General features: G+C 35.3%; 20 protein-coding genes. 11 read left to right on the forward strand and 9 right to left on the reverse strand.

What is annotated here, in order from left to right; all coding sequences use genetic code 11:
• The first annotated feature begins 417 nt into the window (after window positions 1-417).
• Both lpdA and EZ428_RS08945 read left to right on the forward strand, forming a co-directional pair.
• Window positions 418-1,806: a dihydrolipoyl dehydrogenase gene (gene lpdA / locus EZ428_RS08940; protein ID WP_131552806.1), complete on the forward strand. Its 1,389-nt coding sequence runs from the start codon at window positions 418-420 to the stop codon at window positions 1,804-1,806.
• Between the two features lie 114 nt (window positions 1,807-1,920).
• Window positions 1,921-2,760, forward strand: a complete 840-nt coding sequence (locus tag EZ428_RS08945; protein ID WP_131552807.1) for an MBL fold metallo-hydrolase — start codon at window positions 1,921-1,923, stop codon at window positions 2,758-2,760.
• Window positions 2,761-2,932: 172 nt separating this feature from the next.
• Here the strand turns inward: EZ428_RS08945 and EZ428_RS08950 are convergent, their stop codons facing one another.
• Genes EZ428_RS08950 through EZ428_RS08960 form a run of 3 tightly spaced genes read right to left on the reverse strand, consistent with a single transcriptional unit; the run spans window position 2,933 to window position 4,551 of the window.
• Window positions 2,933-3,145 carry a helix-turn-helix domain-containing protein gene (locus EZ428_RS08950; RefSeq protein ID WP_131552808.1) on the reverse strand — a complete coding sequence of 71 codons (213 nt, stop codon included), beginning with the start codon at window positions 3,143-3,145 and terminating at the stop codon, window positions 2,933-2,935.
• Between the two features lie 24 nt (window positions 3,146-3,169).
• Window positions 3,170-4,069: a DUF2975 domain-containing protein gene (locus EZ428_RS08955; protein ID WP_131552809.1), complete on the reverse strand. Its 900-nt coding sequence runs from the start codon at window positions 4,067-4,069 to the stop codon at window positions 3,170-3,172.
• A complete protein-coding gene (locus tag EZ428_RS08960; protein WP_131552810.1) occupies window positions 4,066-4,551 on the reverse strand; it encodes a DUF2975 domain-containing protein in 486 nt (161 codons plus the stop codon). Before EZ428_RS08960 ends, EZ428_RS08955 begins: the two co-directional genes overlap by 4 nt.
• Window positions 4,552-4,958: 407 nt before the next feature.
• On the opposite strand from EZ428_RS08960, the gene EZ428_RS08965 reads away from it, so the two are divergent.
• The 4 genes from EZ428_RS08965 to EZ428_RS08980 all read left to right on the forward strand — a co-directional run bounded on the left by EZ428_RS08965 (window position 4,959) and on the right by EZ428_RS08980 (window position 9,634).
• The gene (locus EZ428_RS08965) at window positions 4,959-5,819 is read left to right on the forward strand and encodes a sigma-70 family RNA polymerase sigma factor (protein ID WP_131552811.1); all 861 of its coding nucleotides are present in this window, start codon (window positions 4,959-4,961) and stop codon (window positions 5,817-5,819) included.
• Window positions 5,820-5,958: 139 nt separating this feature from the next.
• A complete protein-coding gene (locus EZ428_RS08970) occupies window positions 5,959-7,407 on the forward strand; it encodes a glyceraldehyde-3-phosphate dehydrogenase (protein ID WP_131552812.1) in 1,449 nt (482 codons plus the stop codon).
• A gap of 131 nt (window positions 7,408-7,538) precedes the next feature.
• A complete protein-coding gene (locus EZ428_RS08975) occupies window positions 7,539-8,324 on the forward strand; it encodes a PhzF family phenazine biosynthesis protein (RefSeq protein ID WP_131552813.1) in 786 nt (261 codons plus the stop codon).
• A gap of 362 nt (window positions 8,325-8,686) precedes the next feature.
• Window positions 8,687-9,634 carry a M28 family peptidase gene (locus tag EZ428_RS08980; protein ID WP_131552814.1) on the forward strand — a complete coding sequence of 316 codons (948 nt, stop codon included), beginning with the start codon at window positions 8,687-8,689 and terminating at the stop codon, window positions 9,632-9,634.
• A gap of 37 nt (window positions 9,635-9,671) precedes the next feature.
• Here the strand turns inward: EZ428_RS08980 and EZ428_RS08985 are convergent, their stop codons facing one another.
• The 5 genes from EZ428_RS08985 to EZ428_RS09005 form a co-directional block, all read right to left on the reverse strand.
• Window positions 9,672-9,938 (reverse strand): hypothetical protein, encoded by a 267-nt coding sequence (locus EZ428_RS08985; protein WP_131552815.1) that lies wholly within the window; start codon window positions 9,936-9,938, stop codon window positions 9,672-9,674.
• A gap of 134 nt (window positions 9,939-10,072) precedes the next feature.
• Entirely contained in the window at window positions 10,073-11,653 is a 1,581-nt protein-coding gene (locus EZ428_RS08990; protein ID WP_131552816.1) for a S41 family peptidase, read from the reverse strand.
• A 38-nt stretch (window positions 11,654-11,691) separates the two neighbouring features.
• On the reverse strand, window positions 11,692-12,300 hold the full coding sequence (locus tag EZ428_RS08995) for an HAD hydrolase-like protein (RefSeq protein ID WP_131552817.1): 609 nt from the start codon (window positions 12,298-12,300) through the stop codon (window positions 11,692-11,694).
• Window positions 12,300-12,788 (reverse strand): ATP-grasp domain-containing protein, encoded by a 489-nt coding sequence (locus EZ428_RS09000; RefSeq protein WP_131552818.1) that lies wholly within the window; start codon window positions 12,786-12,788, stop codon window positions 12,300-12,302. The genes EZ428_RS08995 and EZ428_RS09000 overlap by 1 nt, the downstream gene beginning before the upstream one ends.
• A gap of 61 nt (window positions 12,789-12,849) precedes the next feature.
• A complete protein-coding gene (locus EZ428_RS09005) occupies window positions 12,850-13,500 on the reverse strand; it encodes an ABC transporter ATP-binding protein (protein WP_131552819.1) in 651 nt (216 codons plus the stop codon).
• A 158-nt stretch (window positions 13,501-13,658) separates the two neighbouring features.
• On the opposite strand from EZ428_RS09005, the gene EZ428_RS09010 reads away from it, so the two are divergent.
• From EZ428_RS09010 to EZ428_RS09020, 3 genes are all read left to right on the forward strand, one after another.
• Window positions 13,659-14,297, forward strand: a complete 639-nt coding sequence (locus tag EZ428_RS09010; protein WP_131552820.1) for a hypothetical protein — start codon at window positions 13,659-13,661, stop codon at window positions 14,295-14,297.
• Complete coding sequence (locus EZ428_RS09015; RefSeq protein WP_131552821.1) at window positions 14,297-14,593, forward strand: winged helix-turn-helix domain-containing protein; 297 nt, start codon at window positions 14,297-14,299, stop codon at window positions 14,591-14,593. Before EZ428_RS09010 ends, EZ428_RS09015 begins: the two co-directional genes overlap by 1 nt.
• A 373-nt stretch (window positions 14,594-14,966) precedes the next feature.
• Window positions 14,967-16,628 (forward strand): DUF4153 domain-containing protein, encoded by a 1,662-nt coding sequence (locus tag EZ428_RS09020; protein ID WP_131552822.1) that lies wholly within the window; start codon window positions 14,967-14,969, stop codon window positions 16,626-16,628.
• Between the two features lie 245 nt (window positions 16,629-16,873).
• Here the strand turns inward: EZ428_RS09020 and EZ428_RS09025 are convergent, their stop codons facing one another.
• Window positions 16,874-18,127, reverse strand: coding sequence for an ROK family protein (locus tag EZ428_RS09025; RefSeq protein WP_131552823.1), 1,254 nt, complete (start codon window positions 18,125-18,127; stop codon window positions 16,874-16,876).
• A 183-nt stretch (window positions 18,128-18,310) separates the two neighbouring features.
• Here EZ428_RS09025 and EZ428_RS09030 point away from each other — a divergent pair, with 183 nt between their 5' ends.
• Both EZ428_RS09030 and EZ428_RS09035 read left to right on the forward strand, forming a co-directional pair.
• On the forward strand, window positions 18,311-19,597 hold the full coding sequence (locus EZ428_RS09030) for a Gfo/Idh/MocA family oxidoreductase (protein WP_131552824.1): 1,287 nt from the start codon (window positions 18,311-18,313) through the stop codon (window positions 19,595-19,597).
• A 22-nt stretch (window positions 19,598-19,619) separates the two neighbouring features.
• Window positions 19,620-23,093: a DUF1080 domain-containing protein gene (locus EZ428_RS09035; protein ID WP_131552825.1), complete on the forward strand. Its 3,474-nt coding sequence runs from the start codon at window positions 19,620-19,622 to the stop codon at window positions 23,091-23,093.
• Window positions 23,094-23,121 lie beyond the last annotated feature (28 nt).

Here is a 23,121-nt window from a genome sequence, read left to right on the forward strand (position 1 = left end):
AAGGTAAATATTTATTTTATCTGAAGTTCATTTCCAATGTTAAATAATTATTAATTATCCCCAAAACTTACTAACACTTAACATATTGATTAAATTACCTAACTAACAGTTTATCAATCGCTTTATATTTTAAGAATTTTGAATTTTACAGACAAAAATATGACGTAAAAACCCCTTCTATTGTCAAAAGTATGCTAAGTGCAATCATAAACTTATTTTAACCAACATTTTTTTTAATTTTGACGCATTATTCGTTTAGATCTTTAAAAAGATAGTACCCGAACTTGGTTTAGTTAACTTTAAACGCTTGGTTTAATTGGATACAGCACCTAAAGGCTCCATCTTGCACATGATCCGCAAATGCGGCTTGAAGAAAACAAATGATTTAAACGACTGAAAAAACATAAAAATAAATAGATGAACTACGATGTTATTGTTTTAGGCAGCGGCCCTGGTGGTTATGTAGCTGCAATTAGAGCTTCTCAATTAGGACTTAAGGTTGCAATTGTTGAACGTGAATCTTTAGGTGGCATTTGCCTTAACTGGGGATGCATACCTACAAAAGCGTTATTGAAGAGTGCACAAGTATTTGAATACATTAATCACGCAGCTGATTATGGCATCAATGCACCTGAAGCAACAGCAGATTTCGCAGCTGTCATTAAACGTAGTCGTGGTGTTGCAGATGGAATGAGCAAAGGCGTTCAGTTCTTGATGAAAAAAAACAAGATTGATGTTGTGATGGGAACTGGTAAAGTTAAACCAGGCAACAAAATTGAAGTTAAGGCTGCTGATGGAACTCAACAAGAATTATCTGCAAAAAATATAATTATCGCAACCGGTGCTCGTTCTAGAGAATTACCTAACTTAAAACAAGACGGTAAAAAAATAATCGGTTATCGCCAAGCCATGGTTTTACCTGAGCAACCTAAATCTATGGTTGTTGTAGGCTCTGGCGCTATTGGTGTTGAGTTTGCTTATTTCTATGCAACAATGGGTACTAAGGTAACTATAGTTGAATTTATGGAAAATGTTGTTCCTGTTGAGGATGAAGATGTTTCTAAGCAATTATTACGTAGCCTAAAGAAAACTGGCATTGAAATCATGACTTCTTCTAGCGTAGAATCGGTAGATACTAGCGGTGCTGGATGTAAAGTTCAAGTAAAAACGGCTGCTGGTATGCAAACCATAGAATGTGATATCGTTCTTTCTGCAGCTGGTGTGGTAGCCAACATAGAAAATATAGGATTAGAAGAAACTGGCATTAAAACAGAAAAAGGAAAAATCGTTACTGACGAGTTTTACAACACTTCAGTTAAAGGATATTATGCAATTGGAGATGTTGTAGGTGGTCAATCTTTAGCCCACGTAGCATCTGCCGAAGGCATTATTTGCGTAGAAAAAATTGCAGGCCAACATGTTGAGGCTTTAGATTACAATAACATCCCTGGTTGTACGTATTGCACACCAGAAATTGCATCCGTAGGATATACTGAAAAAGCAGCAAAAGCAGCTGGTTATGAATTAAAAATCGGTAAATTCCCATTCTCAGCCTCAGGTAAGGCAAGTGCTGCTGGTGCAAAAGATGGTTTTGTAAAATTAATTTTCGATGCTAAATATGGAGAATTATTAGGTGCACACATGATTGGTGCAAATGTTACAGAAATGATTGCTGAGATTGTTGTTGCTCGTAAATTAGAAACAACTGGTCACGAAATGATTAAATCTGTACACCCTCACCCTACCATGAGTGAAGCTATTATGGAAGCTGCAGCTGATGCTTACGGAGAAGTAATTCACTTGTAAAAAAGTTAATCGTTGAAATTGTAAAATTGGTTAATTGTGATGAGCAGTTAACCAATTTTTGTTTATAGTTAATCTATAAAATCGTAAATTGTAATTCTAAAATTGTAAATCCATATGAAACTCTACACCATAAATACTGGCTTTTTTAAATTAGATGGTGGCGCAATGTTTGGTGTTGTTCCAAAATCTATCTGGCAGAAAACTAATCCAGCAGACGCAAACAATTTATGCTCTTGGGCAATGCGGAGCTTATTAATTGAAGATGGCAGTAGATTAATACTGGTTGACAATGGATTAGGCAACAAACAGGACGAAAAATTTTTCAGTCACTATTATCTGCATGGTGATGATACTTTAGATAAATCTCTAGCAGCACATGGTTTCCATAGAGACCAAATAACGGATGTTTTCTTAACTCACCTCCATTTTGATCATTGTGGCGGTTCAATTGAAAGATATGGAGATCAACTTCGCCCTGCGTTTAAAAACGCTATTTATTGGACAAACGAACAACATTGGGATTGGGCTGTAAACCCAAATGCAAGAGAAAAAGCCTCTTTTTTAAAAGAGAACATCCTTCCCATTCAAGAAAGTGGACAATTAAGGTTTATACCTTCTCAAAATGGAGTGGTTTTTCACGAGGACATTAAAATCCGCTTTGCGTATGGGCATACAGATGCGATGATGTTGCCACAGCTTTATTATAAAGATAAAACTATCATTTATATGGCAGATTTACTGCCTTCGGTTGGCCATATCCCCTTGCCTTATGTAATGGCTTATGACATGTTCCCCTTACAAACCTTAAAGGAGAAAAAAGAATTTTTGGAGGAAGCAGCAGTCAATGAATATATTTTATATTTAGAACACGACCCAATTAATGAATGTTGCACGGTTCAGCAAACTGAAAAAGGAATTAAGTTGAAGGATACTTTTTCTCTTTCGAGCATTTAAACACACAAGAAACTACAAATCAACACCTTACAATAAAAATATTGCATTTTGACCGTCGCTTCACCGTCAATCGGATGTCGATTGACCGTCCAAAAGCCTATTTCGACGGTCAACCGACGGTATACCGAGCCTATACGGACGGTAAAAGGGCATATGTTAAAACAAATAGCATTTATATTGCCAACACCCTAAATTCTAAAATATCGCCAGGTTGGCAGTCTAAAGCTCTACAAATTGCCTCTAGGGTCTCTAATCTAACCGCTTTTGCTTTTCCTGTTTTTAGGATAGATAAATTTGACATGGTAATCCCTACCCTATCACTCAATTCAGTTAGAGACATTTTTCGCTTAGCAAGCATGACATCAAGATTTACGATTATCGGCATAGATAGATTGACACAAAAATAAGCTTAAATTGTTAAATCTTGTTCTTGTTTTAAAATCATCGCTTTTTTAAAAGCCGTATAGATTAAGTAACACAGAGCTGATAAAATCACTAAAAAGTAGTCATGCTCCCAAAAAGAATAAGTTATAGCTACCCCTTCTATTGAATGATTAATGCTAAAAAACAAATATATGATTATATTGAAAACAGAACTATAAGTTCCTAATACCGCGAGAACTATGGCCATTTTCTTTAACTTATTGACATTTTTATTTTCAAAACCATTATTTTTTGATATTGCAATGATTACTTCAAAGAACATTTTTAAGGTAAAAAAATAAGAAAATAATGCAATCGCAATAATTGCATAACTAAATATTTCAACAGAAACTTTCCAAAAAGGCATCCTAAGAGGAAGAAGAATCATATTCTCCTTTGATGAATATTTATAATTCACTTTCTTATCAATATAAGAAATGGAGTTTTCCTTACCGTTAACGCTTAATTTCGTTCTCGATAAATAGCTATCTCCATTTTTCGTGTAAAATGCAAGATAGTTGGGACCTTCCCTTTCTTGAACTTTAAGTCCTATCTTACTTAAAACTAAATATTCTAAATTATCTTTCTTTTCACCCCTATCACTTTTTCGTTCCAAATTAACTAGGCCTAGGAAATTGTTATATGAACCACTAAAACCATCAAACCCATCAATATAATTTCTCTCTACTCGCTTGATACTATCTAACTTTTGTTGGGCAATTCTAATTTCGCTCTTTATACTATCCCCCTTGTTTTCTTCCATTGAATATGCATCTATACCATAACTATTATCGGGATAATAATGATATAACTCCATCTTCCCAAAAACCAAAATTAGGATTACTATCACGCAAAAAGCGGATATTACATTTCCGTTGATTTTCATATTGTTAAATCTTGTTCTTGTTGTAGTTCGATACCTTTTTTAAACACAAAACCTATTGTTAGCAAAGTAATTCCAAAAATTATTAACCAAAAATCAAAATCAACTAATTCAATTGCTTTATAAACAGAATCCATAGAAAAGCTGACAATAGTTTTTAAAAAATAAAAGATATAAAGCAAGAAAGATAGCGTTATAGATGACCAGCCCATTGAAGTTAATCGAGTTACATTTTTTTCGTCAAAAATATTTTCTTTTTGCACAGAATTAATAAATCGAAAAAGGTTAATTAGAATTTTTAAGCCAAAATAAACGCCCGTAAAAGCAACAAAGGCCTCTAATAAACTAGGTGCTTTAACATCACCCGTCCCTTTCCATCCTTCTATAAACCCTTCTCTAAAAATATCTAATCGAAGAGCTACCGAACCTACTATGGTTAATAAAAACGAGAGTTTAATTAAAGTAATTTGATTTTTTGTATGCATAATTAGGTAGTTAAGTATTACTCTTTTGGTTAAGTTGTAGAATAGCCTTTAAAAATTACCAATACCTATTTGTATCTTTTTAAGCGAACAGTATTACACTTTTCATCTACAAATAAATTGTCACTCCTCTATCCTTAAATTTAAATATAAATAATTTATTTACAACACAAACATAAAACAAAAAATATTAATAATCAAAATATATTTATTGATTTACAATAAATAAACTACTTAAATCAATAATATATGACAAGTTATTACAAATTTAGTTTGGAATGATTTTTGTTGTTAAGTATTTGTTAAAAAATATGACATAAAGCACAAGATTTACAGCATTTTATCTGTCAATTTTGTTCAGAAATGTATATTTTTGCAAACCGAATTATTAGGAGTACTAAAACACATAAATGAGACAACTCAAAATCACCCAATCCATCACCAATCGCGAAAGTCAATCATTAGACAAATACCTACACGAGATTGGAAAAGTAGATTTAATTACCGCAGAAGAAGAAGTAATATTAGCCCGCAAAATACGTGAAGGCGATCAAGCAGCTTTAGAACGCTTAACTAAAACCAACTTACGTTTCGTTGTATCAGTTGCTAAGCAATACCAAAATCAAGGTTTAACACTAGGCGATTTAATTAATGAAGGTAACTTAGGCTTAATTAAGGCGGCTAAACGTTTTGATGAAACTAAAGGTTTTAAATTTATCTCTTACGCAGTTTGGTGGATTCGTCAATCAATTTTGCAAGCCATTGCAGAGCAAAGCCGTATTGTACGTTTACCATTAAACCAAGTTGGTTCATTAAGTAAAATCAGCAAAGCTTTCTCTAAATTAGAGCAAGAATTTGAGCGTGAGCCATCTCCAGAAGAATTGGCAGAAATTTTAGAAACAACTGTTGATAAAATCTCTGACACTTTAAGTAACTCTGGTCGCCATGTATCTATGGATGCACCATTTGTACAGGGTGAAGAAAATACTTTGTTAGATGTTCTTGAAAACCACGAGCCAAACACAGATAGTAACTTGATTAACGAATCTCTTTCTGAAGAGATTAAACGTTCATTATCTACTTTAACTGAACGTGAACGCGAAATCATCGTTTTATTTTTTGGTTTAAGTACTAACCACCCATTATCTCTTGAAGAAATTGGTGAGAAGTTTAACTTAACCCGTGAACGTGTACGTCAGATTAAAGACAAAGCTTTACAACGTTTACGTCATACATCACGCAGTAAAATCCTGAAATCTTATTTAGGATAATCAATAAAAAACAAGCTACTTAGTGTGCATTTAACACACTCTAAGGCATATTTTTATATAGAAATAAAGCAAAAAAGATTGGGTACTCACCCGATCTTTTTTACTTTTGTGCCAATTCTAACCAAATTAATTTTCTTGTATGTTAAACAATTATCAATCAGAGTTTCAAAACTGGATTGAAAAGGAAAAAAAGGCGCTTGAGCTCATCAGCGTAGTCGGACAATTATGGTTCGATCGTTCTATCGAACTTGTTCTTTTTCGTAAACCCCTATTCGACGTTGGCAGTAGTGAGATATTGGCACATCACCAATATGCTAAAGAAGTAAGCGGAAAAGACATTTCCGTATACGAAACACTTGAACTCGCTTCAACCATCGCTAAATGTAGCCTCGCTCCCTCTCGCATAGATGTTGGCAGGTTGGCAGCCGAATGGCTCGATGAAAGCAATACGCATTCTTCAATGCATAATTTCATTATCAGCAAACTAGGCAAACACATCGGCAAAGACAAAATTAGCCTTAAGCCAAAGGACGTAGTTTTATATGGCTTTGGCCGTATTGGAAGAATTGCAGCTCGCGAACTGATTGTACAGGCGGGTAAAGGCGAACAGCTTCGCTTAAGAGCCATAGTTACACGTACCTATAGCGATGAAGAATTGATTAAAAGAGCTGAGCTTTTGCGTACCGATTCTATACATGGACCTTTTAACGGAACTATAGTAGAGGACTTTGAAAACAAAGCATTGATTATCAATGGACAAACCATTTACATCATTGTTGCCAAAAACCCAGAAGATGCAGATTATAGCGCTTACGGAATTGAAGATGCTTTGTTAATAGACAATACTGGTGTTTTTAGAGACAGAGAAGGCTTAAGCAGACATTTAAGTGCACCTGGAATTAGTAAGGTTTTATTAACTGCTCCTGCTAAAGGCGACATCCCGAATATAGTTACAGGTATTAACGATGCAGATTTTGATTATCATACAGAAACTATTTTCTCAAATGCATCTTGTACCACTAATGCAATCATTCCAGTTTTAAAGGTAATAGACTCTACTTTTGGCATAGAAAAAGGACATATAGAAACTGTTCACTCTTATACCAATGACCAAAATTTATTAGATAACTATCATAAAAAATACAGGAGAGGTCGCTCAGCAGCATTAAACTTAGTAATTACCGAAACTGGCGCCGATAAAGCTGTAGCCAAGGTAATCCCACATTTGGCAGGAAAACTAACTGGTAATGCGGTTCGTGTACCCACACCAAATGTTTCACTGGCTATCTTAAACTTGTCATTAGACAAAGTAACTTCAAAAGAAGAAATTGCAGCAGTTTTAAAAGAAGCTTCCTTATTTGGAGATTTATCTGAACAATTGGAATATTCAATTTCAAATGAATTGGTAAGTAGTGATTTAATTGGCAATAGTCACGCTTCAATAATTGATGGACCAGCAACAATCATTGCTCAAGACAATAAATCAATTGTCTTATATGCTTGGTATGACAATGAATATGGCTATACAAGGCAGGTAATACGCCTAGCTAAAAAATTAGCAGGCGTAGTGAGGTTAACTTATTATTAAACCTAGTATTTGTCATTCTGAGGTGTGCCGATTTTATATTGATAGTAATCCTAAGAATCTCCTATCAAAATAGATTCTTCGTTGCACTCAGAATGACAAAATTCTTATAGATTTGAAATAAATAAGTCACCATGAAATTTCCTATTTATCAAGCCGATGCTTTTACCGACCAACTTTTTGGTGGTAATCCTGCAGCAATTGTACCATTAAAAGAATGGCTTCCAGCTTCAAAAATGCAAAAAATTGCAGCTGAAAATAACTTAGCTGAAACTGCCTTTTTCATTTCACAAGGAGAAAACTTCGAATTACGTTGGTTTACACCAGAACTAGAGATAGATTTATGCGGTCACGCTACTTTGGCAACTGCACATATTCTTTTTACAGAACTGGGTTATTCAAGAGAAATCATCCATTTCCATACCTTAAAAGCTGGTACTTTAACGGTTACAAAAAAGGATGACTTATATACTTTAAATTTCCCTTCGAGAGTCCCCCACCTATGCGAAATACCAGAAGGATTATTAGGGGCTATCGGTGGAAAACCACCTATTGAAGTTTTAAATTCTAGAGATTACATATTGGTTTATGAAGCCGAGACTGATGTTTTAGCTTTAAAGCCAGATTTTACAGCTTTGGCAAAAATAAGCCCTATGGGCGTAATTGCAACAGCTAAGGGTAATCATAGCGATTTTGTTTCTCGATTTTTTATTCCAGCAGCAGGCATTAATGAAGACCCAGTTACCGGCTCTGCTCATTGCAACTTAATTCCTTATTGGGCAGAGAAACTAGGAAAGAAGGAGCTGCATGCATATCAAGTTTCGGCAAGAAGAGGCGAATTGTGGTGTGAACTTAAAGGCGACAGGGTTTTAATGACGGGGAAAGCAGTAACATATCTAAAAGGAGAAATCTATATCTAAATCTACATCCTTAAAACATTTAGGAAAACAGTGTCAGAGCATTTGGCTTCTGCAGTCCTGCCATACGTTTTACTTCACCGACAAAATCGGTTACGTGCTCACTTCTGTCAGGTTTAAAGAACTCAGTCCTGTTCTTTATGGCAAGGTTGCTGGGAGCAAAAGCTATATAGTTGCACAAGCCTTGCACCCTAACCTGCCTGCCTGCCAGACAGGCAGCCAGACTTACATTAATTTTAGCAGGTTTTTGCCCCAAAGAGATTCCCTTGGAACTTTTCAAAAACAACCATTAACTTTTTACAATCCTTGATTGCCGAATATCTAACAATATATCTACCTTTATTTCAGAAACAAAACCCTAACAAATGAATAAATTACTTCTGCTTCCATTAGCATTCTTAATGAGCTGTGGCACAGTAAAAACTACTACAGATACCACAAAAACAAGTGAGCAATTACTAAAAGATGTAGAAACACTTTCTTCAGATGCTTATGAAGGCCGTAAAACAGGCACAAAAGGCGCCGAGTTGGCGAGGACATATCTAACTGCCAGATTGGTAGAAATTGGCTTAAAACCATATCCTGGTCAAGCCAGTTATGAACAAGCTTTTGAAATTAAAGGAAGAAATGGTGCGGGAGCTATTCAAGGCAAAAACCTTATTGCATACATTCCTGGCAAAACTGATAATATTATTGTTGTTTCTGCTCACTACGATCACGTTGGCGTTAAAAATAATGAAGTTTTTAACGGTGCTGACGATAACGCTTCTGGAGTTGCGGGCTTATTGCAGTTTGCTAAATACTTCTCTAAGAACAAACCAAATAGCACTTTAATTTTCGCCATTTTTGATGGAGAAGAGATGGGCTTACAAGGTGCAAAAGCATTTGTTGCAAATCCACCGGTAGCTTTAGAAAAAATTAAGCTTAACATTAATATGGATATGATAAGCCATAACGACAAACAAGAATTATATGCTGCAGGCACCTTCAAATACCCTCAATTAAAAAAGTATTTGATTACTACAAACCCAAATTTAAAAATGTTATTAGGGCATGATGACCCTAAGCTAGGAAGTGATGACTGGACGAACCAAAGTGACCAAGGCGCTTTTAATGCCAAGAACATTCCTTTTATTTATTTCGGTGTTGAAGACCATAAAGATTACCACAAAGCAACTGACGAGTTTAAAAACATTAACAAGACATTTTTTATAGATGCAGCCAATGCGATACAAGAAGTTATTGTAAATATTGATAAACAAAGAGATATACAAGCCATCTTTAGGGAAACCCTGCAGATGAAGAAGCAGTAAAAAAGAAAAGTCCCGACATGTCGGGACTTTTCTTTTATTAATATTCTATATCAATAACACATTTTATAGGAATGTGAATGTTGTTTTTTAACTGGATATATTTTTCTGTAACGGCCCAAACTGTTGTATAAACTTTTTTTGCGCCTTCTTTTGTATTAAAGGTAATTGTTGCTTTTGCTTTAAATTCATTACCCAATCTTTGGGCAGATGCTAGTCTTGTAATTGCTTCTTCTGAAAGGCTTGTTTCGGCAGGTATTATTTGAGTAACATCAATTGTTTCTTTTTCTATTAATTCGGCGTTCATGATCATTCTTATTTTGTTTAAACAAGTTAATTGTTTTCTGTTAATACAACAAAAATGCCAATACTTGTTTTCTCAAAAATTTGTAAAATAAATGTTATTTATAAATAAGAAGGCCGCTAATCGCGGCCTTCTTATTATTCTTTAATTTTATGTTTGGTATCTATCATTCCTTTAAACTCATGATCGCTAAGATCAGTGTTTATTACGGCAGATGAAGGGCTAGCTAACTCTTGTTGTTTTGCAGTCATCGTTCTAGCTTGACTAGTTACTGTTACGCCCGGCGCAATTAAACCCAAGGCCATCTTCAAATAGTTATCGTTAGGATTGCCGAAATCATACATTATTGTGCCAGCAGGTACTTCTGGTGCTCTATTTGCAATATCAGGAATAAGGCCATCATAGTAACCACCTTGCCCTAATGAATTTTTCGTTTCAAATAACGAATAATACACATCGTACTTATTTTCAATTGTTATAGGAAAGAAACCAACAGGCTTGCCATAGGTAGTTAAACCTACTAATTGCACAGTCATATGAGGTTTTAAACTATTAATAACCAATTCACTTGCAGAAGCCGTGCTACCTGAAACTATAAATACAATATTATTAACAGTTGTTAAAGAGCCCTTTTTAGAGAAAAGTTCTGTATTTCCAGCAACAGAATAATCAACATCTGCGTAAGTTATCATCTTTCCGTTTCTATATTGAACTTTATCGTTGGCATCTAATAAGGGTTGGTTAGCTAAAATTGTAGCATTCCCGGCTTGCATGGTTGCATTGTAATATTCTGTGAACATTGTGCCAGTTGCTGTAGAGGGTGCTATCAAATTAATTAAATGCTGTGCGGTACTCACATAACCGCCACCATTGTATCTCAAATCTATGATTAAGTCCGTAACTCCACCTGCAGCAAAAGAGGTAAATGCAGTTTCTAACTCTGCAATAGAGTTTTCTGCATTAGAAAACCTTGCATAAGCTAAATAGCCAACTTTTTTTGTGCCAGCGGTTAATATTTTAGTTTTATATATCGGACTACTTTTAAACAAGCTTTTTAATAACGTAGTAGAGAAACTAGTTCCATCATTTTTTAAGCCCTCAAGAGAAATGGTTGTGCCAGCTAATGATGTGTTTAAAAAATTTAGGTTCGTAGAAAAATTAGTTCCAACAGTTACACCATTAATTTTTGTAATTACATAACCACGAGTAATTCCTGCCTTATCTGCAGGAGAGTTTTGGTAAACAGCACTAACATAGGTGGTAAAGCTAGCATCGGTACCATAAAAGCCAAACCTAATACCTAAGTCGTTCCCATTGCCTTCTAAATCTACTGAAGCGGTTGTTTTAAGACTTGCACTTGCGTTTTTATTTGCTTTATCGAAAATGTAGGAGTATTTAGAAGAAGTCCCTCCTGTTTTATATTCATACGGATTAGAATACTTTGTAATTTCAAACAGTTCTTGATCATAATTATCTAGCTCTGATGTATTAGTGGTATATTTTCGAGGATTGAAAACCTCATAGGTAGGCAACTTATCATTCCACAAGTAAATTTGCTTAGCATATAAAAAAATAGAGTCTTTAGACAATTCTGCTCTAGTTGCTGTTATGACAGGTGGTACAACAACAGGTGGTGTTGGTGTTATTTTAGCCTTTTTACAAGCCGCCAAGGTAAATATAGAAATTGCCAATAAGGCAAATAGTTTGTTTATTTTCATAGGGATCCTTTATAGAATACTAATTAACGGAAAAATAATCATAATAGTTTTGCCACCGACAAAAATTCCATTCCAATTTTACTTGCAAAATCTCTATCCAAATCTGATATGCCCAGCATTAAAAGCTCATCTATTTTAACTTTATTTTCATTTAAGATAAAATTAATGCTTTTTGAAGATGGTTTAGGCTCAAATTCTTCGGTAAAATATACTTTCAAATATTTTTCAAGGCCGTGCCACTCCGTTTGCTTTATTTTATTGATTTGTTGTTTAGGGTCTCCATCTACCAATAAAAAAATAGTCTTTCTTTCAACAACAAGTTCTTGTAAAAAAGAAAGCATCTGCTTAAACAATAATAGCTTTAATGGCAACCTTGCGTTTTGATGCAAAAGGCTAAAATTAGCTTTGTATTTATCTGGAATATTGAATTTTGAAGAAGCTTTTTCAAAAATGCCTTCACTTCCATTTGCTACAAACTCGGCCTGCATAAATTCAATTATTTTCGAAGAATCAAGTTGTTCTGAATAAGCCATAAATTCAGAAAACAGATAATAAACCTGTAATAAGTAATCTTTTTCTGGATAAAGCACATTATCCAAACCTAAAACAATTGCTTTTTTGTCTTTAATATATTCTTCAAAAGCCATTAAACAGTAATTAAGTTCAAAACTAGATTTTCATCATCGCCATTAAAATAGAATACGCCATTAAGCTGCTTTGCGTTGCCATAAGCAATTGCCGACTTATTATCGTTAGTCATAAATATAGCCTCGCCATTTTTAAAAACAACCCAATCATCGGTTTTACTGCCATTTAGATATTGATTCAAATCATCCGCCTTTGGCACCAATACTTCAATGTTAAACTCATTAAATAAAATTTCGGCTTTAGCTACGGCTTCAATTTCAAAAGAATGAAGAGGCAAAATCGCGTCAACACTTTCATCCAAACAATTGTTTAATAATGTATGAGCAATTGTATCTTCATTTTTCACGCCAAGCGTTTTGAAATGATAATTTGTTGATGAAAGGGACGGCACATCGCCATAATCAGCTAGTATAACATTGTCATCTTTAAAAGCTTTAAGCAGCTTTAATGCGGTTGATGAGTTTCCGCCAGTGATTAATATTTTCAAATTTAAATAATTGAATTTGGAATGGACTATTGAACTAATGACACCAATGAACTACCTACATTTATACCACCAAACCGTCTTTCATTGTTACTACCCGATCGCTCATTGTGGCCAAATCCTCATTATGTGTTACAATAACAAATGTTTGCTTAAAATTATCGCGTAGGTTAACAAATAACTGGTGTAAGGCCTTGGCATTAGCTGAATCTAAGTTACCAGAAGGTTCATCTGCTAAAATAATTGCCGGATTGTTAATGAGCGCCCTTGCTACAGCAATTCTTTGTTGCTCGCCACCAGAAAGTTGATTTGGTTTGTGGTCTGCTCTATCTCTTAAACCTAATAAATCTAACAATTCAAAGGCTCTTAGTTCTGCCTCTTTTTTACTTTTTTTTGCTATAAATGCTGGAATGCAAATATTTTCAAGAGCTGTAAACTCAGGCAATAAATGATGGAATTGAAAAATAAACCCAATATTTTGATTTCTGAACACACTTAAAAGATCCCCAGAAAGCTTGTTTACCTTTGTTCCTTTTAACTCTACAACGCCTTCATCTGGTTTATCTAAACTACCTAATATATGCAGCAAAGTACTTTTACCAGCCCCTGACGCCCCCACAATGCTTACAATTTCTCCTTTTGCAACTTCAATATCTACCCCTTTTAAAATTGGTAAACTCCCGTAAGCTTTTTTAATTCCTGTGGCTTTTAGCATTTGGTAAAGTTACGTATTTGTTAAATTGCTACATTGTTAATTTGTTAAATTGTTAAATTGTTTTTGGGTTCATTAATAATAAAGCAATCAAACAATATTTAAAAAATATTTGGATATATTAATTTCTTCTATAACTTTGAAGCACAAAGTGCTTTAATATGAATAATCAAGAAGAACAATTGAATGCATTGAGCGACATTAGAAAAATGATGGATCGCTCTTCTAGATTTATTTCTTTAAGTGGTTTATCTGGTGTTTTTGCTGGAATAACCGGCTTAGTTGGAGCTTATTTGGCACATTTAGAATTAAAAAAGTATGTTGGCAAAACTTATGATTACGCAACTAGTACAGATGCAGGTGCTGATATAGAAGCCAATCTGATAAAAATTGCCTTTGGTGTTTTATTTGTTGCTTTAGCAGGAGGTTTTCTATTCACGCTTCGTCAGACCAAGAAAAACAATCTTCCATTTTGGGATAAGACCTCTAGAGCTCTTTTAGTTAATCTAGCAATTCCTTTAATTGCGGGCGCATTTTTCATCCTTGCCTTATTATTTAACACGACTGGAGGTGCTGCCTTAGTTGCGCCGACCTGTTTAGTATTTTATGGCTTAGCTTTAATTAACGCCAGTAAATACACCTATACTGATATTCGTTTTTTAGGCATTTGTGAGGTTATATTGGGAATAATTGCTTTGTTTAACATTGGTTACGGACTCTACTTTTGGGCTTTTGGATTTGGTGTTTTACACATCATTTATGGCTTTATCATGTATTTTAAATACGAAAGGACAAAGTAATGGTAAATCCAATTGGAGCACTTAATAAGATATTTGATAGCAGGATAAGACTTGGTGTCATGTCTATCTTAGTCGTAAACGATTCTGTAAGTTTTAACGAATTAAAACAAATGTTAGAATTAACGGATGGCAACCTTGCTTCTCACCTAAATACTTTAGAACAAGCAGAATATATTAAAGTGCAAAAGGCATTTATTGGTCGTAAAACCAACACCACTTATCTAATTACAGAGTTAGGCAAACAAGCTTTTAAAGCACATCTGGATGCTTTAGAAAAAATGATAAAAGGGATTTAATTTTTTTTTAACCTTATACTTTGAATTTCAAAGTACTTTTAAAATATCAGAATGGAAAATCAAGAAAACAATTCAATTATTAAATTAGCAATATTTTGCTTTAAATATTCGCTTATTATAGGCACTCTACTCTTCCTATCTTCTTTTATAGTAAGAAATGAAATAATCCCTCTCTTCGGCTTCTTCTATGTCTGTTTAGCAGTAGTCATAAATCTATTTGTCTTATTGGCTCTTTTAATCACGCTTATTTCCACCTCCGAGAACCGAATCCAGCTGGTTAGAGCAATGGGTTTATTATTAGTAAATATCCCTATTGCCCTATTTTACTTCTGGTTTCTTATAGAATATCCATCAATCTTTAATCAATAAATAAATGAAAAAACAAATAGACCTACAACTCATTGCCATATTTGGCGGTGGTTTACTTTTCAACTTCCTTTTTTGGATGGAGCGTTTAGCTTTGAACCTCCTACTCTACTCTTTATTTATATTTATTGTTTTATTTGTCGATAAGGCAACGCCTAAAAACAAAAGAGTGCTTTTTGCTGCTGTTTCGCATTTATTGGCAGCATTGCTAGTAGTCTACAATCAATCTGTCTTAACAATTATTTCATATTACTTAAGCTTATTTATATTTATCGGCTTTGTCCACATGCAACAATTGAGAAGCGTTTTTACTGCTTTATTTGCTGCAGTCCTGCAATTAACCATAGGCCCAATTAATTTGGTTAAAAAATTAATTGGTGTAAAACTTGGAAGATTTTCTTTGAAACCAATTATAAGACCCATTAAGTACATCATCATTCCAATTATTGTACTTATTTTCTTTAGCATATTATATAGTATAGCAAATCCTGTTTTTGCTAAGTATTTAGAAATTATCGCAAATAATATTGGCAGTTTCATCACTTCCGTGTACACTTTCATTTTTGGCGAACTAAGTGTATTAAGATTTATGCACATTGTTTTAGGCATTCTATTTACTGCAGGAATTATCATCAAGTTCAAAGATGATGGCTTAGAAAAAGCTGAATTAACTTTAGAAGAAAAAATGATTCGCAAAAAGAGAAATCTCAAAAAATTCTCTTTTGGTTATGAGATAACTGCAATATTTGCGGGCAAATTAATGAAGAAAAACATGGCACTTAAAACCGAAAATATCATCGGGATTATATCCTTTGCTGCGTTAAATCTTTTAATACTATCTCTAAACACCATTGATGTTTCTACACTCTGGCTAGGCAATGTTTCAAGCATAAAAACAGTGAATTACTCTGCAGAATTACACGAAGGAACCAATGCTTTAATTATGAGCATCGTATTGGCAATGCTTGTGATTATTTATTTCTTTAGTGGAAACCTTAACTTTTTTAGTAGAAATAAAACCATAAGGATATTAGCTTATGTCTGGATCATTCAAAATGCATTTTTAGTATCATCTGTACTATTAAGAGATTACAATTATGTAGATATGCATGGTTTAACTTATAAAAGGATTGGTGTTTTAGTCTTCCTGATTCTTTGCACCATTGGCTTAATAACAGTTTACATTAAAGTTGCACAACAAAAAACATTGTTTTACTTATTTAAAACCAATGGTTTTGTTTGGTATAGCTTATTGTTGATTGCAGGACTAGTAAACTGGGATGTTTTTATTGTTAACTACAACATTAACAATAGAAATAATATCACTTTAGATTTAGACCATTTGTTAGATATGTCTGATAAGACATTGCCCTTATTAGATAAGAACAGGAATTTGCTCAAAAAATATGTTTCTCAATCTAGTTACGCAACTAGGTACGATTACACTGAAGTTGTACCAGATACTGCTGCAATTGCTCAAGTAAAAACACCTGTAGATACTGTTCAGTTAAATATAGAGAGGACAAAAAGGCAACTTAAAAATTTTGATGATGACCTTGACGGAAGAATTGAAAGGTTTAATAAACAGTATGAAGAAACATCTTGGCTGTCTTGGAATTATAGGGATTGGCAAACGAGCGAATATTTTAGATTTAAGAAGAAAGATTAGAAAAGCTCCATAAGAGTCCATTGGGGACAATGACAGTGAAACGATTAGTTTTAGTCTGGCTATTCGTTTCACCCTATTTATCGAGATCCACTACTATCACGATTAAAAAATAAGGACCTACTGCTATATTTAGTATTGATAGTTAAGACGTGATTCATATTTATGAAATAAAACAACCTTCAGATTGACATAAATTAGGTTCTAGTAATCAATAAGGTATAACCATTTGAAGCCATTCTTATTTATCAACCCATCGGCTTTTTTGCCCTTTTGATTAAGGCCTCTAAAAATTGATCGATTCCAGATGCTGTATAGCCCAACAGTCTTGAATTTTCGCCAAGTTCAGAAGAGTTAATCATTGTTTTCTCTCTAATTTGGGTCATACAGTACATATTTATAGCTTGCTGCATGGGTAAAGTAATGTATTGTTTGGCTTCGGCAATTTTGCCACTTAAAATAATCAATTCTGGATTAAACAATTGGATCAGCATGGAGATTCCTTTACCCATGTACGTACCCACATTCGACAATAACTGGATGGCATATTGATCGCCCTTATTGGCCGCCTTAATAATTACAGATGGTTCAATCCTTTCCAATTCTTCGTTAGAAAGTGTGTTTAGCATAGAGTTTTTACCCGATAAAATACCTTCTTTAGCCATTTCTGACAAGGCATTTCCTGAAGCTATTGTTTCTAAACAGCCATGTTTGCCACAATAACATAATGCGCCGTTTTCAACAAAAGGAATATGTCCTAGTTCTCCAGAAAAGCCACAGGTTCCCTGCCTCAATTTGCCATCCATAATAATACCTAAGCCAACTCCCCAATCCATTAATAATACAAGCACATTTTTTTTGTCTTTAGCCATACCATGCGTAAATTCTGCCATAGACGAACCGTTCACATCATTTTGTATCACAACAGGTATATTTAACAGTTTTTCGAATGCGGCAGTTAAGGAAATATTCTCGCCATCACTTAAAAAGTAACTGTAATTTTCTCCCTTTTCAGCATCAATTAAGCCGGGCATCCCTATACTACAACCAATCAACTGCTTCCAATCAATACCTGCCGATTTTAAAATAGCTTGTAGGTTGGCGTGTAGAATATTAAAAAAATCAGTTCTACTTTTTGAGATCGGTAGCAGAATGGCTTTAACATCTAGTATAAAGTTATAATTATTATCTATAATGGCTATTTTGGTGTGAAATAACTCAATATCAACACAGAGGATCATGATTTTCTTATCCTTTAGTCGATAAAGTTCAGGTTTTCGACCACCAATGGATACCCCATAACCATTTTTTTCAACCCAATCTTCATTAATCAGCGATGTTAAGAGTTTCAATAAACTCGGTGTGCTCATATCCATTGCTTTACATAAAGTAGAAACCGAAGCAGTCTCTAAGTTAAAAAAATGTTTAATGAGCCTGTGCTTGTGAATTGACTGCTTATTGCTGCTGTCTAAAATTAAGTGATTTAATAGGTTAAGATTCATATTTATAACTGTACTATTTTGATAAATATAGATAACTTATATTAAAATTTTATAAAACTTTTTTTAATACATAAATAAATTATTAATGTTTTGTCTTTACAATAGTTATTTCCTAATATTATGTAATTAATTAGGATAATGTTTTCAAACAACGATTATGCAATTAGATTAAATGAAAACCAAATGAAAACCAAAAAAGAACCACAAAAATCACAAAACTCCAGACGAGATTTTATCAAAAAATCTGCAATCGCCCTGGCTACATTTACCATTATCCCTCGGCATGTAATCGGAGGGCAAGGGTTTATTGCTCCTAGTGATAAACTTACCAAAGCCGTAATAGGTGTTGGAGGTATGGGAAGAGGTCATTTTGCTTACGAAGGCACACAGGTAGTTGCCATTTGTGATGTTGACCAGAACCACCTTAAACAAGCTGCTTCTATGCTAGATAAAGGCGTAAAAACATTTAGTGATTATAGAGAACTCATACAATTACCCGAAGTAGACATTGTACACATTGCCACCCCGCCACATTGGCATGGTATTATGGCTGTAGATGCTGCAAATGCAGGAAAAGATATCTGGTGTGAAAAACCAATGACCCATACCATAGGTGAAGGGAAAAGAGTTGTGGAAGCCGTAAAGCAACATGGCAGAATGTTTAGACTAAATACGTGGTTTAGGTTTAAAGATACCTTTTACGGGATGGGTACAACCGTAAAACCAATTAAAAAACTGGTAGATAGCGGTATGTTGGGCTGGCCATTAAAAGTAATAGTAAGTAAACATACAGGCTACGATTGGAAGTTTTACTGGGTTGGCAAAGATCATTTAGCGCCTCAGCCTGTACCGGCAGAACTAGATTATAACGCATGGTTAGGCCCTGCGCCTTATAAACCTTACAATGCACACCGTGTTCACCAAACTTTTAGGGGCTATTGGGATTATGATGGTGGTGGCTTAAGTGATATGGGGCAACATTATATCGACCCGATTCAATACTTTTTAGGTAAGGATGATACCAATCCAATTTCTGTAGAAGTTGATGCGCCACAACAACATGCTGATGCAGTAGGCATTTGGCGCAGGATTACCTATACCTATGCCGATGGGTGCCAGATTATTTTGGATGGTGAAGGTAAAGATGCCAATGTACCTTATATAGAAGGTCCAAAAGGTAAATTGTATCCAGGTTTTAAATCTGATATCCCTGATCTGGAACGTAAATTGGCGCAATTCCCCGATCCTGACCCTGAGATTGTAGAGTTTTCAGAATCGGTAAGAACGAGGAAAAAATTCGCTTTAAATGAAGAGAACGGACATCGTTCATGCAACATTGTAAATATTGGTTTGGCTGCCTTAAGATTAGGAAGATCGTTAAAGTTCGACCCGGTTAAGCAAGAATTTGTAGATGACGAGGCTGCTAACAAATTAATTAATCCCGTAATGCGTGCACCATTTTCTATTTAAGACATCCCAAAATACGACGATCATGAATAAAAAAATAATATTGGTGCTGTTAACCATAGTAATGCTTTCCAATGCATTATTTACGGTAACGGCCCTAGCTCAAGATAAAAAAGACGAGAGAACTACCACCACACGTATTGCTGATTTATTGGCGCAACTGCCCGCCAGAAATGCTGCACAATTTGAACGCAACATGAAAGAAGTTGCCGATTTAGGTGAAGAAGGTTACGTAACCTTAATCAGTGGCTTAACGGCTTCTGCAAAAGGGAATAACTCGCTTATTGAGTATGCGGTAGGTGGTTTTACTGCCTATACTACAAAAAGCGGCCAACAAAACTTAAGGAATATGGCTGTAAGTGCCTATTGCAAATCACTAGCTAAACTATCCGATAAACAGAACAAAGCATTTATTATTAGTCAGTTCGACTTGGTAGGAAATGATGCTGCGGTATCTTGCTTAACCGGTTATCTTGCTGATGAGCAATTGGCTGACGAAGCATCGAGAGCACTAGCCAAAATTGGTACTGCCTCTGCTACAAACGCATTAATTAATGCATTAGCTAAGGCCAACGGCAAAGCCAAAATTTCTATTGTAGAAGCATTGGGGCATGCTAATGCTAAAACAGCATCAACCGCTATTGCACCATTGGTTACTGGAACAGATAAAGAATTAACCAAAGTAAGTTTGTATGCCTTGGCCAATATTGGCGATGCATCTGCTAAAGAAATTTTGGTAAAAGCTGCTGAACAAGCAGGTTATAAATACGACCAAACCAATGCGGTTGCGGCATTATTGGTTTATGCACAGAAAAATGTAACAACAGATAAAACCGGAGTAGAAACAATAGCCAAAACAATATTAGAAAAAGCAACGGCAAATGATCAGATAAACGAACGTATTGCGGCCTTAAGATTACTTTCGGCAACACAAACTGATCAACAAGCCTTGTTAGCTGCCATGGCCGATAAACAGTTCGAGTTCCGCGCTGCCGCGGTTAAATTTGCTGCTAATGGCGTAAATGATGCCAACAGTGCAGCTTGGGTAAGCCAGTTAAAAAAGGTAGATGCTCCAACTCAGGTTTCTATTTTAGACATGTTGGCTAATAGCAAGGCAAAATCTGTATTACCAACCGTACTCAAATTAATTAAAAGTGACGATCAAGAGGTAAAGCTGAGTGCAATTAACACAGCCGTAAAACTAGGGCAGGAAGAGGTTATAGAAGATCTGTTGATGTTAATGAGCAAAGGAGATGCAGCAGATATTGCAGGTATTTCTAATGGTATCTTAAGAATAAAAGGCGAAAGTGTAGCTACGAAAGTTGGCGCATATATACCGAAAGCTAAACCAGAAGTTCAGGTTGCTTTGATTAATATTTTAGCTGCCCGTGCAGCAACAAGCCAAACAGCAGTTATTTATACTGCATTAAACAGTAAAAAACCTGAAGTGAGAAAGGCCGCATTTCTTTCATTAAAACATATTGCTGTAGCCGAAAATAAAGCGCAATTATTTGACCTTTTAAATAAAATAACCGATGCAGGCGAACTTACTGCTGTACAAGATGCCATTATTGCTTCGGTTAAAGGAACAGCAGATAAAGAGGCTCAAACCAATGCTATTCTTCAGCAAATGGGTAATACACCTGCCGATAAGAAATTGCTATTTTATAAGGTACTGGGTAGCTTAGGTGGACAGAAGTCATTAAAATCGGTATCAGAAGCTTATGCCACAGGCGACGATGCTACGAAGAAAGCTGCAATCGAAGCCCTCTCTTCATGGTCGGATGCAGGCTCAACTGATGCACTGATTAACATTGCCCGTACAACTACAAATCCAGACTTTTTGAACCAGGCAATTGTGGGTTACTTAACTTTAGTAAGAAATACAAAGTATCCTCCCGAGCAGCGTTTATTACTATTGCGTAATACAATGTCAGTGGCAAAAACCCCGGCACAACAACAGCAAATCCTTAAAGATACCGAACAGGCCAAATGTTTTAATGCAATAGTATTTGCAGGTAAGTATTTAGATAATATTACTTTGCAACAAGCTGCGGCAAACGCGGTGATGAATATTACGATGACTGGCACTTACAATGGCGACATAGTAAAAGGCTTGTTGAATAAAACCATTGCAGTAATTACCGGAGGTGATGCAGGTTATCAGAAAGAGGGTATGCGTAAGTATATTTCTGAAATGAAAGCTGACGAAGGCTTTGTTCAGCTTTTTAATGGCAAAGATTTATCTGGTTGGAAAGGGCTTGTGGCCGATCCGATCAAAAGAGCAAAAATGGATGAAAAAATCTTAGCCGAAGCGCAAACAAAAGCTGATGCAGAAGCAAAGGAAAGCTGGAAAGTAATTAATGGCGAACTACAGTTTCAAAGCCATGGCAATAACCTTGCTACCGTTAAAAAATATGGCGATTTTGAAATGCTGGTAGATTGGAAAATCATCGACGATAAAAAAGGTGAAGGCGACGCGGGTATTTACCTACGCGGTACGCCGCAGGTACAGATCTGGGATCTTGCTCGCACAAAAGTCGGTGCTCAGGTTGGTTCTGGTGGTTTGTACAATAATCAGACTAACGAAAGCAAGCCACTTAAAGTAGCTGATAATAAGTTAGATGAATGGAATTCATTTAGAATCTTAATGAAAGGCGACCGTGTTACTGTTTATTTGAATGGACAATTGGTTACCGACAATGTAATCTTAGAAAATTATTGGGACAGAGGTTTGCCAATCTTTGCAGAAGAGCAGATCGAATTGCAGGCACATGGATCGCCGGTAGCCTACCGAGATATCTACATCAAAGAAATTCCTCGTCCAAAACCTTTTGAGCTAAGTGCACAAGAGAAAAAAGAAGGATACAAAGTATTGTTCGATGGAACCAACATGCATAGCTGGACGGGCAATACCACCGATTATATCATTGAAGACGGAAACATTGCCATCAGACCGAAACCAGGTAAAGGATCAGGTGGGAATTTATTCACCAAAGAAGAATTCAGCGATTTTGTTTATCGTTTCGAATTTCAGTTAACCCCTGGTGCAAACAATGGCTTAGGCATTAGAGCTCCTTTAGAAGGCGATGCAGCTTATGTAGGTATGGAATTACAGATCCTGGATAATGATGCCCCAATTTATAAAGACCTGAAAGTGTACCAGTACCATGGTTCTGTTTATGGTACTATCCCTGCCAAAAGAGGATTTTTAAAACCTACCGGCGAGTGGAACTACGAAGAGGTAATTGCAAAAGGATCGAAGATTAAAGTGATCTTAAACGGCACCTTAATTTTAGATGGCGATATCGAACCATTTAAGAAAAACGGCACCCCCGATCACCAACAACACCCTGGTTTATTACGTGAAAGCGGACATATCGGATTTCTGGGCCATGGTTCTCCAGTGCAGTTCCGTAACATCAGGATTAAAGACTTGAGCACGAAAGCGCCAGCTCAAAAAGAAACAGATACAAAAGCTTCAGATAAAAAGAAATAAGTATAATTTAGCATTATAATAAATTAAT

This window comes from Pedobacter frigiditerrae (assembly GCF_004331645.1).
In the GTDB taxonomy this organism is placed as follows: Bacteria; Bacteroidota; Bacteroidia; order Sphingobacteriales; family Sphingobacteriaceae; genus Pedobacter; species Pedobacter frigiditerrae.

Excerpts from the sequence above, each read along its gene's own strand:
- lpdA (WP_131552806.1), top strand. The coding sequence starts at position 418 with ATGAACTACGATGTTATTGTTTTAGGCAGCGGCCCTGGTGGTTATGTA.
- EZ428_RS08945 (WP_131552807.1), top strand. The coding sequence starts at position 1,921 with ATGAAACTCTACACCATAAATACTGGCTTTTTTAAATTAGATGGTGGC.
- EZ428_RS08950 (WP_131552808.1), bottom strand. The coding sequence starts at position 3,145 with ATGCCGATAATCGTAAATCTTGATGTCATGCTTGCTAAGCGAAAAATG.
- EZ428_RS08955 (WP_131552809.1), bottom strand. The coding sequence starts at position 4,069 with ATGAAAATCAACGGAAATGTAATATCCGCTTTTTGCGTGATAGTAATC.
- EZ428_RS08960 (WP_131552810.1), bottom strand. The coding sequence starts at position 4,551 with ATGCATACAAAAAATCAAATTACTTTAATTAAACTCTCGTTTTTATTA.
- EZ428_RS08965 (WP_131552811.1), top strand. The coding sequence starts at position 4,959 with ATGAGACAACTCAAAATCACCCAATCCATCACCAATCGCGAAAGTCAA.
- EZ428_RS08970 (WP_131552812.1), top strand. The coding sequence starts at position 5,959 with ATGTTAAACAATTATCAATCAGAGTTTCAAAACTGGATTGAAAAGGAA.
- EZ428_RS08975 (WP_131552813.1), top strand. The coding sequence starts at position 7,539 with ATGAAATTTCCTATTTATCAAGCCGATGCTTTTACCGACCAACTTTTT.
- EZ428_RS08980 (WP_131552814.1), top strand. The coding sequence starts at position 8,687 with ATGAATAAATTACTTCTGCTTCCATTAGCATTCTTAATGAGCTGTGGC.
- EZ428_RS08985 (WP_131552815.1), bottom strand. The coding sequence starts at position 9,938 with ATGAACGCCGAATTAATAGAAAAAGAAACAATTGATGTTACTCAAATA.
- EZ428_RS08990 (WP_131552816.1), bottom strand. The coding sequence starts at position 11,653 with ATGAAAATAAACAAACTATTTGCCTTATTGGCAATTTCTATATTTACC.
- EZ428_RS08995 (WP_131552817.1), bottom strand. The coding sequence starts at position 12,300 with ATGGCTTTTGAAGAATATATTAAAGACAAAAAAGCAATTGTTTTAGGT.
- EZ428_RS09005 (WP_131552819.1), bottom strand. The coding sequence starts at position 13,500 with ATGCTAAAAGCCACAGGAATTAAAAAAGCTTACGGGAGTTTACCAATT.
- EZ428_RS09010 (WP_131552820.1), top strand. The coding sequence starts at position 13,659 with ATGAATAATCAAGAAGAACAATTGAATGCATTGAGCGACATTAGAAAA.
- EZ428_RS09015 (WP_131552821.1), top strand. The coding sequence starts at position 14,297 with ATGGTAAATCCAATTGGAGCACTTAATAAGATATTTGATAGCAGGATA.
- EZ428_RS09020 (WP_131552822.1), top strand. The coding sequence starts at position 14,967 with ATGAAAAAACAAATAGACCTACAACTCATTGCCATATTTGGCGGTGGT.
- EZ428_RS09025 (WP_131552823.1), bottom strand. The coding sequence starts at position 18,127 with ATGAATCTTAACCTATTAAATCACTTAATTTTAGACAGCAGCAATAAG.
- EZ428_RS09030 (WP_131552824.1), top strand. The coding sequence starts at position 18,311 with ATGAAAACCAAAAAAGAACCACAAAAATCACAAAACTCCAGACGAGAT.
- EZ428_RS09035 (WP_131552825.1), top strand. The coding sequence starts at position 19,620 with ATGAATAAAAAAATAATATTGGTGCTGTTAACCATAGTAATGCTTTCC.